Here is a 14,249-nt window from a genome sequence, read left to right on the forward strand (position 1 = left end):
TCAGAGATCTCCCTTGTTGACCGTCGGCTGGTCGGGATCGACGAAACTCGGGTGCACGACTTCGCCGTCATCGGTCAGCATCGTCGCCTTGATCAGTTCGTCGGCGCGGTTGAGGCCGAGGCTCTTGCTATCCTTGTCGACCATCGTTTCCAGGAAGGTGACGAGGTTCTTGGCATAGAGGGCCGAAGCGCTGGCCGCGATCCGGCCGGCCATATTGGGATAGCCGATCACTCGAACGCCTTCGACTTCGGCGACCTTGCCATATTCGGCACCCTCGATATTGCCGCCACGCTCGACCGCGAGGTCGACGGCAACCGCGCCCGGGCGCATCGCCTTCAGCATGTCGCGGCTGACGAGCCGCGGCGCGGGGCGACCGGGGATCAGCGCCGTCGTGATGATGATATCCTGCTTGGCGATATGATCGGCGACGAGAACAGCCTGCTTGGCCTGATATTCCCTGGACATTTCCTTGGCATAGCCGCCGGCGGTCTCCGCCGCCCTGAACTCTTCATCCTCGACGGCGATGAATTTCGCGCCGAGCGAGGCCACCTGTTCCTTCGCAGCCGGCCGCACGTCCGTCGCCGATACCAACGCGCCCAAACGCCGCGCCGTGGCAATCGCCTGCAGGCCGGCGACGCCGGCACCCATGACGAACACCTTTGCCGCCGGCACCGTGCCCGCCGCCGTCATCATCATCGGAAGCGCCCGATCGTAGACGGCCGCGGCCTCGATGACAGCCTGATAACCGGCGAGATTGGCTTGCGACGACAGCACGTCCATCGACTGCGCCCTGGTGATGCGCGGCATCAACTCCATGGCGAAACTCGTGAGCCCCGCGCGCGCCATCTCGGCAAGCGCTGCCTCGTTGCCATAGGGATCCATGATGGCGATGATGATCGCGCCGCTCTTGTAGCCGGCGATTTCCTTGGTCGTCGGACGCCTGACCTTGAGGATGACATCCGCCGCCTTCGCATCCTTGATGGAGCCGATCCGCGCGCCGACGACTTCGTATTCCACGTCCGGAATGCGCGATGAAGCCCCCGCGCAAGCTTCGATCACGACATCGAAGCCGAGCCCCCTCATCTTCTTCACCGTCTCCACGGAGGCTGCAACACGCGTCTCTTCCGTCACGCTTTCCTTGGCCACGAAAACCAGATTGCTCAACAGCACCACCCCACATCAAACCGCAGCCCTGCTGGATGCAGCAGCGCAAACACCTGCGAAATCAGGTCATAATTTTCAGCAAAGGCGCGGGCCGGACGGCCCCGCTTCGGTCAACGCGACAATAGGAAGCCGAAGAACGAGAGAACGACGAAAATGATGAAGCCGCCCAGCAGACCGGCATGACCGAAAAAACCCGCCGCCATCGCAATCAGCAAGGCAGCGACGAACGCCGATCCCAGCCTGGCCACGAACAGGAACCCATTATAGGTTTTCTGATGCTCCCTGTAGTCCATGGCGGCGCCTGTTTCGACGGGTCCGGTATGATGTTCGGCCATTCAGAAGTCTCCCCTCAAATTCACTCCCCAACCGGCCATGCAGGCCGGCGGCTGGAGCTATTCCCAAAGGCTGCGGCATCACGGACGCCGCAGCCGAATTTCCTCTATCGAGGCGTTACACAAAGCGAGGAAAAATGCAATGCACGAGAAGGTCGCACGGGCGCGCAGCCTGGAGCATGCCGAAAAGTGTAAGCGGTTTTCGGAAAATTCATGCTCTAGCTGTTTGAATCCAGCGCGGATTCAGATTTTAGGCCGCATCGACCTAAAATCATCCGCCGCTAGCCGAATTGCGCGCGAATTTCGCGGCGACCGCCAATTGCCAGCCGCGCCGTCGGCAGGATGGTCAACGGAGGCGAACCGTTATCCTCGTTGCGGGAAAACATCATGCGCCTTTCATAGGGCTCTGAATCGAAGAACGGATATCGTTGCATCAGCTTGCCCCGAATTTCCTTCGAGCGCGACGCCAGCAGCGTCAGCTCGAAACCGTAGGTCTTGGTCATCCGCGGCGGCACGACCGTATCGGCGTAGAAGACGCGCTTGTAGAAGGCCGCATGCGCCGGGCGGATGTGCTGCATCACGCGATCCGTGTTGAAATAAACGGCGCCGACGATCGCGGGCCGCAGCGTCAGATAGGGCAGAGCCGGCAGCTCCAGCTCGAAATCGGGATCGACGGCAAAGCGTGCGGGGTCGATCAACGTCATGCCGGCATCGAGGAAGGCATGAACCTCCTCGGGGAAAATACCGGTCGACTGACATACGCGATGATCCGGCGTGACATGGTGTATCCGCACCGTGCTCACCAGCTCCTCGTCATAATAGACCCCGAAAACATAGGCGTGATCGTCGAAGTCGATATCGTCGATCAAGTTCTTGGCCGCCACCGGCAAGACGTCGCGCGCCTTGTAGGCCTTGTAGCGTAGCCGCGCGACACCCTCCATGTCCTCGCTGCTTTCGATCCGGCGGTATTCTACGTGATCGAGCACCTCCATCAGCTTGCCGGCAAAGCTGTCTTTCCAAGCACTCATATGAGTCATGATGAATGTTCCATGATGGTTAACGGAACATAATTGGTATTAACTCACAGTTTGATCAACATTTGATTCAATTTTTATTAACTATTAATTCCATTAAGGTTAATTTTTTTAACGAATACCGGTATAGGCCCGGCCGCACGCTGCAACAAAGTTATCGTTGTTATGGCATGGGAAATAAGCAGATTTGCCCGTCTATCAGAGCCGCACAAAACAAGCGCGGATCTTCGATTTACAATTCTCATAGGCAGTCTGTCGCAGGATGATCGATTGGCCCGGATCATTATGGTGGCGTGATACGATCGCCAGTTTCCGGATTATTTTAGCGACAGCGCAATGATACGTTTTCGCTCCTTGCGTCAGGCGACATGACCCTCGCGCACGCCCGGCAGCCGGCGGCTGAGGCCACCCACCATCTCAACCACCTGTTCCCGTGTCACGGGTGCGGAAAATACATAACCCTGGATGATATCGGCCAGGTTCTTCTCAACGACGAGCGCCAGCTGTTCGAGCGTCTCGACGCCCTCGATCACGATGTGGAGGCTGAGCGCGCGGGAAAGATCGACGATGCCGCACAATAGCTTGAAACGGCGGCTGTCCGTCGTGATGTCGCGAACGAAGGACCGGTCGATCTTGACGACATCCACCGGCAGGGAATCGAGGTAGCTGAGGCTGGAAAAGCCCGTTCCGAAATCATCGATCGCGATCGTGATGCCTTTGGCGCGCAGATCGGCAAGGATGGAGCGAACGGTTGCCACCTCATCCATCAGGCAGCTTTCCGTGACTTCGAGATGCAGCCGCGACGGCTCCAATCCCGATGCCGCGAGCGCCTCCACGACGACAGTGACAATATCGTCATTGCGCAGATCCTGAGCCGATAGATTGACCGAGACCGCAAGCGGCGCCGGCCAGGAAACGCAATCCCGGCAGGCCTGGTTGACCATGAAGCGGGTGATGCCAGCAACGATGCCCATTTCCTCGGCGATCTGCACGAAGATATTGGGCGGGATCGAGCCCTTTTCCGGATGAATCCAGCGCGCCAGCGCCTCGCAGCTAACGATGCGGGAGCCGTCCGGCGTAAACATCGGCTGATAGACGGCGTGAAGCCTGCCCGCCTCGACGGCTTCGCGCAGGTCCTCCTTCAGCTTCTGGCGCTCGACGTAGCGCGCGTCCATCTCCTGTTCGAAGGCGCTGCAACCGCCTTTCAAGCGCGACTTGGCGTCGAACAGCGCCAGATCGACCTTGACCTGCCATTCCTCCGAGCGGAACTCCCGGCTCGGCATGGTCACATATCCGCCGCTGAAGGAAACGCGGAAACTGTTGCCGTCGACATTGTAAGCGCCCGTCATCGCCGCGTGCAGCGCGCGAATGCGGCCATCGATCTCCGGAGCGTTGTCCTCGTTCGGAAAGAACAGGACGAATTGATCGCCCACCAGCCGTGCCGCAAGTGCCGCCGTGCCCGCGAGCTCTTTCAGGCGCTCGGCTATGGCAACCAGAAGCCGATCGCCGGTCAGGTGTCCCTTTGTATCGTTGACATGCTTGAAGTCGTCGACATCGAGAACCAGAATTCCGATCCGGCCGTCCCGCGTGCGTGCCGCAAGCTTTTCCTTGACCAGTTCGATGAAATATTCGCGGTTCGGCAACCCCGTCAAAGGATCATAGCGGACCATATGCAGGATCTTGCGCTCCGCCCGGATACGTACGGTGACGTCTTCGAAGATCAGGATGACGATGCCATCGGCGCGACGGCTAGCGGAGAATTCCAGAAATTGCTCCTCGTTGAACTGAATGAGCGTGCGGGAAAGCGTGCCGCTGACGAGCTGTGCCATTTGCCGGTGGATGAGCCCAGGCAGGGATCCGTCAATGAAGGCATGGCGCGCGCCGTAACGCAAAACGACATCGAATTCGCAGTCCTTGAGCTGCTCCGGATGCGCGAAATTCAGGAGTTCGCAAGCCTTGCGGTTGACGACGAGAATGCGGTTGTGGGCGTCCAGCATGAACAGCCCGTGCGTCATATTGTTGAGCGCGGTATCGAACCGGTCGGCGATCAAGGATATCTCGCGCGATGCGATGACGTTCTTGTAGAGAAATTCGCGCACGCCGTTCGCCATCGCGCGCGTCGTCAGCCCGAAGGGAACGAGCATGATGGAGACGATCGCCTTGTAGAGCTGCTGCGACATCAGGCAGGCGATGATGATCGGCAGACAGCAGGCGAGCGTCTGCAGGTCGATCGCCTTCTGGGAACCGTAGTTGCGGCCCACGATCGACACCATCGATGCCATCGTCACGGCGATGCAGATGAATTCCGCCAGCGGATCCTGCACGATCAGGATGGCATAGCCGCTGCCGATGCCGAGGATGGATGCCGTCGCCGCCGCGCCGATCACATAACGCGTTTCCCATTTCGCGATATCGGCCCGCGTGAAACCATGCTTGTCCGCCGCATCGAATTGCCGGAACGAATACATCCGCAAGGCAAACACGGCGCCGAACGCCAGGCAAAGCGAGAGATAGATATTTGCGCGCGTGCTCAGGAAAACGACGACATAGGTGAGGATATGAACGAACACGCCCGTAAACAGCGTTTTACGGTTTCCGAAAAGCGAACTGACGAACGACAGATAAACATCCGTCGGCACGGTGTCCGGGCTTGGAGGCTTCATTCAGACTTCCCCTGATGCGGCGGACACCCTAGCGTAAACGTTTTAAAATTTGATTGCCCAATAGCACCTATCTGGACAGATTTATCAATCGTCTCGGTAACTTACATCGAAGTTAAGCTACGGCCCGCATCGTATTAGTGCAATTATCTCCGCCACACTCAACCTCGAATATAATATTTAAGTCACTAATGAATAAAACAAGATATCACTAAAGACTTATGGATACGATCACAGCTTGCCCGCCCTCTGCTGGATCATCATAAAAGTATCGAAAGTATACTCTGAAAGCTGCATCCAGAGATAGGCATCCTTCTTGTAGGCGACTTGATCCTCGTAGATGCGCTTGAAGTAATCGTTGGATTTGGAGAGATCCGCGTAGAGCGCGCCGGCTGCCTGGAAGCATGCCTCCATGATCTCCTGGCTGAACGGACGCAGCGTCACGCCCTGTTGCACGATATCCTTCAGCGCCTGGGGGTTTTTTACATCGTATTTCGCCAGCATATTGGTATTGGCGAAGGCGCATGCGTCCGCGAGGATTGCCTGGTAATTCTTCGGCAAGGCATTCCATTTCTCCAGATTGAAGAAGGCATGCACCACTGCACCGCCTTCCCACCAGCCGGGATAATAGTAATATTTGGCGATCTGCTGCAGCCCGAGCTTCAGGTCGTCATAAGGGCCGACCCATTCGGCCGCATCGACGGTGCCCTTGCTCAGCGCGTCGTAGACTCCGTTCGCCGGGATATCCTGCTGCGGCGCCACGCCGATCTTTTCGATCACCTTGCCGGCCAGGCCGGCGATGCGCATCTTCAAGCCCTTGAGATCGTCGAGCGTGTTGATTTCCTTGCGAAACCAGCCACCCATCTGCGCGCCGGTATTCCCCGCGGGCAGGCCCAATATGCCCTGCGTGGCGTAGAATTCGTTCATCAGCTTGTTGCCGTTGCCCTGGTAGAACCAGGCGTTGGTCAACCGGGCATTGAGGCCGAACGGCAGCGCCGTGCCGATGGCATAGGTCGGGTCCTTGTTCCAGAAATAGTAGGAGCAGGTGTGCGCCGCATCGACGGCACCGGCACTGACCGCGTCGGCAGCCTGAGCGCCGGGCACGATTTCGCCGGCTTCGTAAGTCTGGATGACGAAATTGCCGTTCGTCGCATCGGAAACATGTGCGGCAATATCTTCCGCGCCGCCATAGATCGTATCCAGGCTCTTGGGAAAGGACGACGTCATCTTCCACGTGATCTTCGGATATTCCTGGGCCAGGGCCGGGCTCGCAAGCGTGGAGGCTGCAGCGCCCGCGCCAACGGCCCCTGCCCGCCTTATGAAGGAACGGCGATCCATCGAATTCTCCCATACGGACGGCATTGCTGGGAAACGGCGCGTTCCCCATTACGGCGCAAGCGATGGAACTAACCATGCCGCACACAGTCTTTCAAGTTTGCTCTCTCGCACCGCATTATGGCGATTCCTGTACATCCGCATGACGAAGGGAAACAAAGCCTTATCGAAGCCCCACGCGTTGCCGCTTGCGCCGTCTTCGCGTAAATTCATGAGGTGGATAATATGCCTTTGGATTGACATCATGATCATCCAGAGGTTTTGCCGCCTAGAGCCGGATGATTTTAGGTCTGTTCGATCTAAAATCTGGATCCGCTCTAGAATCAAAGAAGTAGAGCATGATGTCGTCCGAAAACCGCTCAAACACTTTTCGGCATCATGCTCTAACCGTTTCGCATCCTTCGGAGCCCTGAATGTCCAGACCGATCATCGCCATTCCCGCCGATATCCGCGAATTCGACGGCACGAGCTGGCACGCGGTGCAGCTGCAATATGTCCGTGCTGCCGTGAAGGCCGCCGGATTGATGGCGCTGATCGTGCCGGCGCTTGAAGACGGCAATGACGCGGATGCCATTCTGGACCGGGTCGACGGGCTGCTCGTCTCCGGTTCGGCCACCAACGTGCATCCTTCCCTCTACGGGAAGGAAGCACTTGAGAGCGATGGCCCCTTCGATCCGGCGCGCGATGCGACATCGCTGCCGCTCATCCGCTGCGCCATCGACCGCGCCATTCCGATGCTCGCCATCTGCCGCGGTATTCAGGAACTGAACGTTGCGCTCGGCGGCACGCTCGCAAGCGAAATCCAGGACCAGCCCGGCATCTGGGACCATCGCAAGCCAAAGGATGTCGATCGCGACACGATGTACGCGGTCCGTCAGAGCGTTTTCGTCAAGGAAGGCTCCTGCGTCGCCCGTGTCGTCGGCCCGGGCGAGGTGCGGGTCAACTCGCTGCATCGCCAGGCGATCGCCGATACCGCGCCGAGGCTGCAGGTCGAGGCGCTGGCAGAGGACGGCACGATCGAGGCCGTCTCCGTTATCGGAGCAAAGGCCTTTGCCGTCGGCGTGCAATGGCATCCGGAATATTGGGCGGAAACGGATTCGTCGTCGCTCAAGCTCTTCATGGCCTTCGGCGATGCCGTGCGCGACTATGCGGCTGGCAAGGAGCGGCTTGCCGCCGCTCCCTATCAGCAGAACGCCGGATGATCAGCCGCGCGGCTTGACCGGCGTTTCCGGCACCGGCGTTACCGGCCGACCCTTTGCGAACCATTCGATGATGTTGTCGGAGACGAGATCGGCCATGGCATCGCGCGTCGGCACCGAGGCGGACGCCACATGCGGCAGCAGCGAAACATTCGGCAGCGAGAGATAGCCAGCCGGGACATTGGGTTCGTCATAGAAGACGTCGAGGCCGGCAGCACCCAGCGTTCCATTACCGAGGGCCGTTATCAGCGCGTCGTCATCGACGGACCAGCCACGGCCGACATTGATGAACACGCCCCGCGGCCCAAGCGCCGACAGGATCTCAGCATTGATGACCCTGTGCGTTTCCGGCGTCTTCGGCACGATGGAAATCAGCGTATCCACCGACTGCGCCATCTCCTTCAGGGTCGGATAGTAATCGTAAGGCAGCGAGTCGCGCGGCGAGCGGGTGTGATAGCCGATCTTCACCTTGAACGGCTCCAGCCTTCTTGCGATCTCCAGCCCGATGCGGCCGAGCCCGTAAATGCCAACGCGGCGCCCCTTCATGGAAAAGGGCGAGAGCGGAAAGGCTCCTTCCTTCACCCAGCGCCCCTCGCGCAGCCAGGTCTCCGCCTTCGGAAACTGTCGCAGCGTGTTCAAGAGCAGGGCGATCGCTGTGTCAGCGACCTCGTCGTTCAGGACGTCGGGCGTATTGGTGACGACGATCCCCTTCGAGGCGGCGTGCTTGACGTCGATCCCGTCATAGCCGACGCCGAAATTGGCGATGACCTCGACATTCGGAAAGGCATCGATCCAGGCAGCATCGAACCCGCCTGAGACAGCAACGCCGCGGATGCGGGCGGCGGTTTCCGCATCGACCTTCGGGCCGCCATCGCGTTCGACGGAAAGGATATCGAACTGTTTCCCGAGCCTTTCGAGGACACGCGGGTGTATCTTCCCCGGAACGAGGATGGCGATGCGACTGTCGGACATGGATCTTTCCTCTTGAGAGACGGTTCGGCGCCGAACCGCTGCTAGCGAGCTTTGTAGGGCGCCGTGGATTGGCGGATGCGCATTTCCGGCTTGATAAGATGGATACCATCCGGCTCATGGCTTCCTGCCAACCTATCCAAAAGCGCCCGCGCTGCAAGCCTTCCGACTTCGGCCTGACCGTTCCAGACTGTCGTCAGCGCCGGTGTCGCAATCGCCGCTTCTTCCAGATCGTCATAGCCGGTAACTGAAATGTCCCTTCCCGGCACAAGGCCGGCGCGTGAAATGCCGTTCATAAGGCCGATGGCGACCAGATCGTTCCAGCAGACGGCGGCCGTCGGCTTCTGCGGTAGCGACAGGAAATGCACGGCGGCCTCGAAACCGCCCTGCTTGGAGCGCGCGCCGGGAATACGCAGATTGGGATCGACCTCGATCGCCGCCTTGCGCAACGCATTGACATAGCCCTGGTAACGATCGCGCCCCGTCGAGGTCTGGTCGGTGCCGCCGATCATTGCGATGGAGCGGTGACCGAGGCTGATCAGGTGGTTGGTCGCAAGCGAGATGCCGTAGCTGTCGTCGCCGCGAAAGGTCGGGAGGTCCAGCGCCTCGATCTGTCGTGCAACAAGGATGGCCGGCATGCCGTTTTCTTCCGCCAGCTCGAAATCTTCCGGCGGCGTTCCGATCGCCGGCGACATGATGACGCCGTCGCCACCGAGCTGCAGCAGCGTCTCGATGAAGGTCCGCTGTTTCTCGACCGAATCATAGTGGTTGGAAAGAATGAAGGTATGGCGGCTGCGGTCGAGCTCGCTTTCGATCGCCTTCAGGATTTCCCCGTAGAAGGGGTTCATGATGTCGTGGACGACGACGCCGATAATGCCCGACCGCGATGTCCTGAGGCTCGCCGCGCGGCGATTATAAATATAGCCCAGCGCGCGGGCCTGGTCCTTGATCTTCTCGCGGGTATTGACCGCGACCAGTGGACTATCGCGTAAGGCCAGGGATACAGTTGCCGTTGAAATACCGAGCGTTTCCGCAATCGTAGAAAGCTTTATCTTTTGCGCCACGCACGCACTCCCCCGTGAAACGCAGCCGTCAACATATTCCGTCGTTTTACGATTCCGGAATTTAAAATATTTAATTAAAAGCTTTAATCACATCGCGCAACACGAATTCTCGGGGATTCTCAGAATTCCTCTTCGTCCTCGTCGTCGTCGCCGGCTTGAAGATTGCTCTCGATCGTCTTGAGGAAGCGCACGAGCGAGCGAATTTCCTTTTCGGAGAAACCGCGGGTGGCCAGCTCATCGCAGGTAGCGGCGGAACTTTCGATCTCGCTGACGCTATTGCGGCCCGTCTCGGTGAGATAGACCTTCGTCAACCGCGCATCCTCGGCATCCGGCCGCCGCTCGACGAAGCCTTGCGCCTCCATGCGGCCGATCGTCCTCGTCATGGTCGGCGCCTTGACGCCGAGCTTCTGGGCCAGCGTGCCAGCCGGAAGCCCGTCATTCGCCGCCAGTGCCAGAATGACGCCGTCCTGCCCGGCATAGAGACCGCTCGCCGTCAGGCTGCGCGTCATCACCGTGCGCATGGACCGCGCCGCCTGCGTCAATGCCGGCGACAGATCGGCAAGCGTGTAGTCCCGGTGATCCTTCTTCTTACCCGACTTACTTTTCTTCCCGACCTTGTTCTTCTTGCCCATTGTGATTCCGTTGACCTTTTCGCCGCTAAGTCATCACGCTATGACATTGCGCAGGTTATTGACATAAACAAGAGGCACATCCTCAGATGGCGTATCCTTTGCCATGTTTCGATGACAATGATGAAACATTGACACCGCAGGAGCGATCAAAATGGATCGCCGTGCTGCCGCTTGGCGCCTATGAGCAACACGGGCCGCATCTGCCGTTCGAAACCGATACGCTCATTGCCGAGGGAATCGTTTCACGTCTCAAGGGTGCCTTGCCAGCCAAACTACCGGTCACCTTCCTTTCCGTCGAGGCCGTCGGCTACTCCATCGAGCATATGGATGTCGCCGGCACCAAGAGCCTGGCCTTCGACGAGGCCGTCAGACGCTGGCTGGGCATCGCGGAGCGAGTGAACAAGCTCGGCATCCGAAAATTCGTCATGCTGAACGCGCATGGCGGCAACTCGCCCCTGATGACCATCGTCGCGACGGAAGCGCGCATGCGTTTCGACATGCTGGCGGTGGCCACGAGCTGGACCCGCTTCGGCGTGCCGGACGGCCTGATTTCCCCGGACGAAAAGGCCATCGACATTCATGGCGGCGATATCGAGACATCTGTCATGCTCGCCCTCAACCCTGAAAAGGTCGATATGTCGAAGGCGGAAAACTTCCCCTCCCGCCAGTCCGATTTCATCCGGAATTTGAAGCACCTGCGCGCCTATGGCCCCCATGCCTTCGGCTGGAAGATGTCCGATCTGAGCACCCAAGGTGTCACCGGCAATGCGGGCGCCGCGACCGCGGAAAAGGGCGAAAAGCTGATCGCGCATGCGGTACAAGGGCTGGTGGAGCTTTTGCAGGATGTCGATCGGTTCGATGTGGCGAAGCTGCGATAGTGCTGAAACCTTGTAGATAGCCATGGAATACACCATACTATTCCGAGATACTGAATTATTTCGCGGAATCCGAAGATGCGTATTTCCATGACGGAGGCAGCAAGGCAGCTACCTGAATTGGCGCGCCTTGCGGATCAGGGCGAGGAAATTGTCTTGGTCCAGGACGGTTACCCTGACGTCCGCCTAACGCCGACACGTAAGGCGCTTAGCCCGGAACAATGGGATAAGGCAATTCGTGAAATTCAGCGGCAGGTGAAGAAGAAAAACCTACCGGCAGGCCCAGACGCAGCCCGAAGCCAGGATTTTCTTTATGATGAATATGGCTTGCCAAAGTGATCGTTGTTGATACGTCGGCATTGATAGCCCTCGTGCAAAGCGAAGCGGCCGCTGATCAATGTCAGGCGGCATTGCGAAACCAGGATCAGCTCATCATCTCAGCCGGCACCTATGCAGAAGCACTGATCGTGGCAACGATGCGCGGGCTAAGGGAAGAGATGGATAAGCTCTTCGAAATCACTGTCTTTCAAATCGTTCCGGTCACGCCGGAGCGCGCTCGTCTGGCCGCCGCAGCCTATAGCCTGTGGGGTAAGGAAGCCCACCCCGCTTCCCTGAATTATGGCGATTGCTTTTCCTATGCGACGGCTAAGGAGTTCGATTGTCCGCTTCTTTACATCGGGAATGACTTCACACGCACCGACATTGTTTCTGCAATCTCCCCCTCACAAACCTAATGTGATCTTATAACATATAAAAGCCTTTGAACTGACGTCTCCAACCCCTTATATGGAACCCGACCAATGTCTGCCCCCGGGGCAACCTTCCATATTTCGAGGCTCCCATGACCGAAACAGCCACGCAAAAGCCCGTTCCCGTCACCGTTCTCACCGGCTATCTCGGTGCCGGCAAGACGACGCTGCTCAATCGCATCCTTTCCGAAAACCACGGCAAGAAATATGCCGTCATCGTCAACGAATTCGGCGAGATCGGCATCGACAACGATCTCATCGTCGAATCCGACGAAGAAATCTATGAAATGAACAATGGCTGCGTCTGCTGCACCGTTCGCGGCGACCTCATCCGCGTCGTCGAAGGCCTGATGCGCCGCCCCGGCCGCTTTGACGGCATCATCGTCGAAACCACTGGCCTTGCCGATCCGGTTCCCGTCGCCCAGACCTTCTTCATGGACGACGATGTCCGCGCCAAGACCGAACTCGATGCCGTCGTCGCACTCGTCGACGCCAAGCATCTGCCGCTGCGCCTCAAGGACAGCCGCGAGGCCGAAGACCAGATCGCCTTTGCCGACGTCGTCGTCATCAACAAGTCCGATCTCGTATCGCCTGCGGAACTGGCCCAGATCGAAGATATCGTCCGCGCCATCAACCCGGCCGCCCGCGTTTACAAGACGACGCGCTCCGGCGTCGATCTCGCCCGCGTGCTGAACCAGGGCGCCTTCAACCTGGAACGCGCGCTCGAAAACGATCCGCATTTCCTCGAGCACGGCCATGAGGATCATGTCTGCGGTCCGGATTGCGATCATCAGCATGACCATGATCACGACCACCATCATGATCATCACCACCATGATCACGACCATCATCACCACCACGCTCCGTCGCCGATCCACGACGTGACCGTTCAGTCGGTCTCGCTGCGCGGCGGCGAGATGAATGCCGAGCGCTTCTTCCCCTGGATCCAGAAGATCACGCAGACGCAGGGGCCGAACATCCTGCGCCTGAAGGGCATCATCGCCTTCAAGGACGACCCCGAGCGTTACGTCGTTCAGGGCGTGCACATGATCATCGAAGGCGATCATCAGCGCCCGTGGAAGGATGGCGAAAAGCATGAGAGCCGCCTCGTCTTCATCGGCCGCGAGCTCGACCGCGAAAAGCTGGAACAGAGCTTCAAGGCATGCGAGGCGTCCGCCTGATGCCGACTGTTGCTCCGCTTGATATCGACGGCCACGTTCTGGCCGTCGAATTTTTAGGTGACACCCCCTTCTTCGCCAGCGCCGCCGGCGCGATCCATCGCCTCGAAGGCGGGGAGAAGGTCACGGATGCCCATCGGGGCATGCTGACCTGCATCCGCGATCCAAACAGCGAGAGCCTGATTTCGGGCGGCGAGGACGGCAAGGTTCTGCGGATCGCCGCAGACGGCAGCGCGACGATGCTGGCCGAAGCACCGCGCAAATGGATCGGCCAGGTTGCCGCCGGCCCGCAGGGCGCGGTCGCCTATTCCTATAGCAAGAGCGCCTTCGTGCGCCTCGCCGACGGCACCACGAAGGAGTTCCCGGAAGAGCGCACCGTCGAGGGCATCGCCTTTGCTCCCAAGGGCATGCGCATCGCCGTCGCTCGCTACAACGGCGTGTCGCTGCATTGGGCCGGCATGAGCGCTCAGCCGGTCAATCTGGAATGGAAGGGCGCCCATACCGGAGTCACTTTCTCGCCGGACGGCCAGTTCATCGTGACGACGATGCAGGAAAACGCCCTGCATGGCTGGAAGCTGGATGCCAAGCCGGGCGCGGAAGCCAGGCACATGCGCATGACCGGCTATCCCGCCAAGGTGAAATCGCTTTCCTGGTCCAACAAGGGCAAATGGCTTGCCTCGTCGGGCGCCCCGGCGGCGATCGTCTGGCCCTTCCAGGGCAAGGACGGCCCGATGGGCAAGGCGCCGCTCGAGCTCGGCACCCGCGCCAACATCATGGCAACCTCGGTGAAGTTCCATCCCGCGGAAGATATCCTCGCCATCGGCTTCATCGATGGTATGATCCTTGCGGTGCGCATCGGCGACGCCAAGGAGGCGCTTCTGCGCCGGCCCGGCAAGGGTGCGATCACGTCGATGAGCTGGAGTAAAACCGGCAAGCTGCTCGCCTTTGCCTCCGAAGCCGGCGATTGCGGCGTCATCGACATTTCCGCCTAAGAGCAATTCCAGGAAAGTGCGTAGCGGTTTTCCGTCCGGGATTGCGCAAAAGCAAACACATGGAGT

The 14,249-nt window shown here is 59.2% G+C and carries 14 protein-coding genes; 6 read left to right on the plus strand and 8 right to left on the minus strand.

Translation table 11 applies throughout. The features are described from left to right. The 5 genes from CCGE531_RS15895 to CCGE531_RS15915 form a co-directional block, all read right to left on the minus strand. Entirely contained in the window at positions 1–1,164 is a 1,164-nt protein-coding gene (locus CCGE531_RS15895) for a Re/Si-specific NAD(P)(+) transhydrogenase subunit alpha (protein ID WP_120666882.1), read from the minus strand. 110 nt (positions 1,165–1,274) lie between these two features. Then, a complete protein-coding gene (locus tag CCGE531_RS15900) occupies positions 1,275–1,499 on the minus strand; it encodes an aa3-type cytochrome c oxidase subunit IV (RefSeq protein WP_120665046.1) in 225 nt (74 codons plus the stop codon). 278 nt (positions 1,500–1,777) lie between these two features. Continuing rightward, positions 1,778–2,533, minus strand: a complete 756-nt coding sequence (locus tag CCGE531_RS15905; protein ID WP_120665047.1) for a hypothetical protein — start codon at positions 2,531–2,533, stop codon at positions 1,778–1,780. A gap of 356 nt (positions 2,534–2,889) precedes the next feature. Continuing rightward, on the minus strand, positions 2,890–5,193 hold the full coding sequence (locus tag CCGE531_RS15910; protein ID WP_120665048.1) for an EAL domain-containing protein: 2,304 nt from the start codon (positions 5,191–5,193) through the stop codon (positions 2,890–2,892). A gap of 228 nt (positions 5,194–5,421) precedes the next feature. Then, the gene (locus tag CCGE531_RS15915) at positions 5,422–6,528 is read right to left on the minus strand and encodes a TRAP transporter substrate-binding protein (RefSeq protein WP_120665049.1); all 1,107 of its coding nucleotides are present in this window, start codon (positions 6,526–6,528) and stop codon (positions 5,422–5,424) included. A gap of 410 nt (positions 6,529–6,938) precedes the next feature. On the opposite strand from CCGE531_RS15915, the gene CCGE531_RS15925 reads away from it, so the two are divergent. Continuing rightward, complete coding sequence (locus CCGE531_RS15925; RefSeq protein WP_120665051.1) at positions 6,939–7,727, plus strand: gamma-glutamyl-gamma-aminobutyrate hydrolase family protein; 789 nt, start codon at positions 6,939–6,941, stop codon at positions 7,725–7,727. Here CCGE531_RS15925 and CCGE531_RS15930 read toward each other — a convergent pair whose 3' ends face one another. The 3 genes from CCGE531_RS15930 to CCGE531_RS15940 form a co-directional block, all read right to left on the minus strand. After that, entirely contained in the window at positions 7,728–8,696 is a 969-nt protein-coding gene (locus tag CCGE531_RS15930) for a 2-hydroxyacid dehydrogenase (protein ID WP_120665052.1), read from the minus strand. It lies immediately after the preceding gene. A gap of 41 nt (positions 8,697–8,737) precedes the next feature. Further along, positions 8,738–9,757: a LacI family DNA-binding transcriptional regulator gene (locus tag CCGE531_RS15935; RefSeq protein ID WP_112335169.1), complete on the minus strand. Its 1,020-nt coding sequence runs from the start codon at positions 9,755–9,757 to the stop codon at positions 8,738–8,740. A 119-nt stretch (positions 9,758–9,876) separates the two neighbouring features. Beyond that, positions 9,877–10,389 (minus strand): MarR family winged helix-turn-helix transcriptional regulator, encoded by a 513-nt coding sequence (locus CCGE531_RS15940; protein ID WP_120665053.1) that lies wholly within the window; start codon positions 10,387–10,389, stop codon positions 9,877–9,879. Between the two features lie 86 nt (positions 10,390–10,475). Between CCGE531_RS15940 and CCGE531_RS15945 the strand changes: the two genes are divergently transcribed. The 5 genes from CCGE531_RS15945 to CCGE531_RS15965 all read left to right on the plus strand — a co-directional run bounded on the left by CCGE531_RS15945 (position 10,476) and on the right by CCGE531_RS15965 (position 14,183). After that, a complete protein-coding gene (locus CCGE531_RS15945) occupies positions 10,476–11,267 on the plus strand; it encodes a creatininase family protein (RefSeq protein ID WP_120665054.1) in 792 nt (263 codons plus the stop codon). 75 nt (positions 11,268–11,342) lie between these two features. Then, positions 11,343–11,603: a type II toxin-antitoxin system prevent-host-death family antitoxin gene (locus tag CCGE531_RS15950; protein WP_120665055.1), complete on the plus strand. Its 261-nt coding sequence runs from the start codon at positions 11,343–11,345 to the stop codon at positions 11,601–11,603. Beyond that, positions 11,600–11,998, plus strand: a complete 399-nt coding sequence (locus tag CCGE531_RS15955; protein WP_120665056.1) for a type II toxin-antitoxin system VapC family toxin — start codon at positions 11,600–11,602, stop codon at positions 11,996–11,998. Before CCGE531_RS15950 ends, CCGE531_RS15955 begins: the two co-directional genes overlap by 4 nt. Positions 11,999–12,105: 107 nt before the next feature. Beyond that, a complete protein-coding gene (locus CCGE531_RS15960; RefSeq protein WP_120665057.1) occupies positions 12,106–13,194 on the plus strand; it encodes a GTP-binding protein in 1,089 nt (362 codons plus the stop codon). Further along, on the plus strand, positions 13,194–14,183 hold the full coding sequence (locus CCGE531_RS15965; protein WP_120666884.1) for a WD40 repeat domain-containing protein: 990 nt from the start codon (positions 13,194–13,196) through the stop codon (positions 14,181–14,183). The genes CCGE531_RS15960 and CCGE531_RS15965 overlap by 1 nt, the downstream gene beginning before the upstream one ends. The last annotated feature ends 66 nt before the right edge of the window (positions 14,184–14,249 follow it).

Origin of the sequence: Rhizobium sp. CCGE531 (assembly GCF_003627795.1) — a bacterium.
GTDB lineage: Bacteria > Pseudomonadota > Alphaproteobacteria > Rhizobiales > Rhizobiaceae > Rhizobium.

Bases quoted from the DNA above. Each gene is read 5' to 3' on its own strand.
- CCGE531_RS15900 (WP_120665046.1), bottom strand. From the start codon at position 1,499: ATGGCCGAACATCATACCGGACCCGTCGAAACAGGCGCCGCCATGGAC.
- CCGE531_RS15905 (WP_120665047.1), bottom strand. From the start codon at position 2,533: ATGACTCATATGAGTGCTTGGAAAGACAGCTTTGCCGGCAAGCTGATG.
- CCGE531_RS15910 (WP_120665048.1), bottom strand. From the start codon at position 5,193: ATGAAGCCTCCAAGCCCGGACACCGTGCCGACGGATGTTTATCTGTCG.
- CCGE531_RS15915 (WP_120665049.1), bottom strand. From the start codon at position 6,528: ATGGATCGCCGTTCCTTCATAAGGCGGGCAGGGGCCGTTGGCGCGGGC.
- CCGE531_RS15925 (WP_120665051.1), top strand. From the start codon at position 6,939: ATGTCCAGACCGATCATCGCCATTCCCGCCGATATCCGCGAATTCGAC.
- CCGE531_RS15930 (WP_120665052.1), bottom strand. From the start codon at position 8,696: ATGTCCGACAGTCGCATCGCCATCCTCGTTCCGGGGAAGATACACCCG.
- CCGE531_RS15940 (WP_120665053.1), bottom strand. From the start codon at position 10,389: ATGGGCAAGAAGAACAAGGTCGGGAAGAAAAGTAAGTCGGGTAAGAAG.
- CCGE531_RS15945 (WP_120665054.1), top strand. From the start codon at position 10,476: ATGGCGTATCCTTTGCCATGTTTCGATGACAATGATGAAACATTGACA.
- CCGE531_RS15950 (WP_120665055.1), top strand. From the start codon at position 11,343: ATGCGTATTTCCATGACGGAGGCAGCAAGGCAGCTACCTGAATTGGCG.
- CCGE531_RS15960 (WP_120665057.1), top strand. From the start codon at position 12,106: ATGACCGAAACAGCCACGCAAAAGCCCGTTCCCGTCACCGTTCTCACC.
- CCGE531_RS15965 (WP_120666884.1), top strand. From the start codon at position 13,194: ATGCCGACTGTTGCTCCGCTTGATATCGACGGCCACGTTCTGGCCGTC.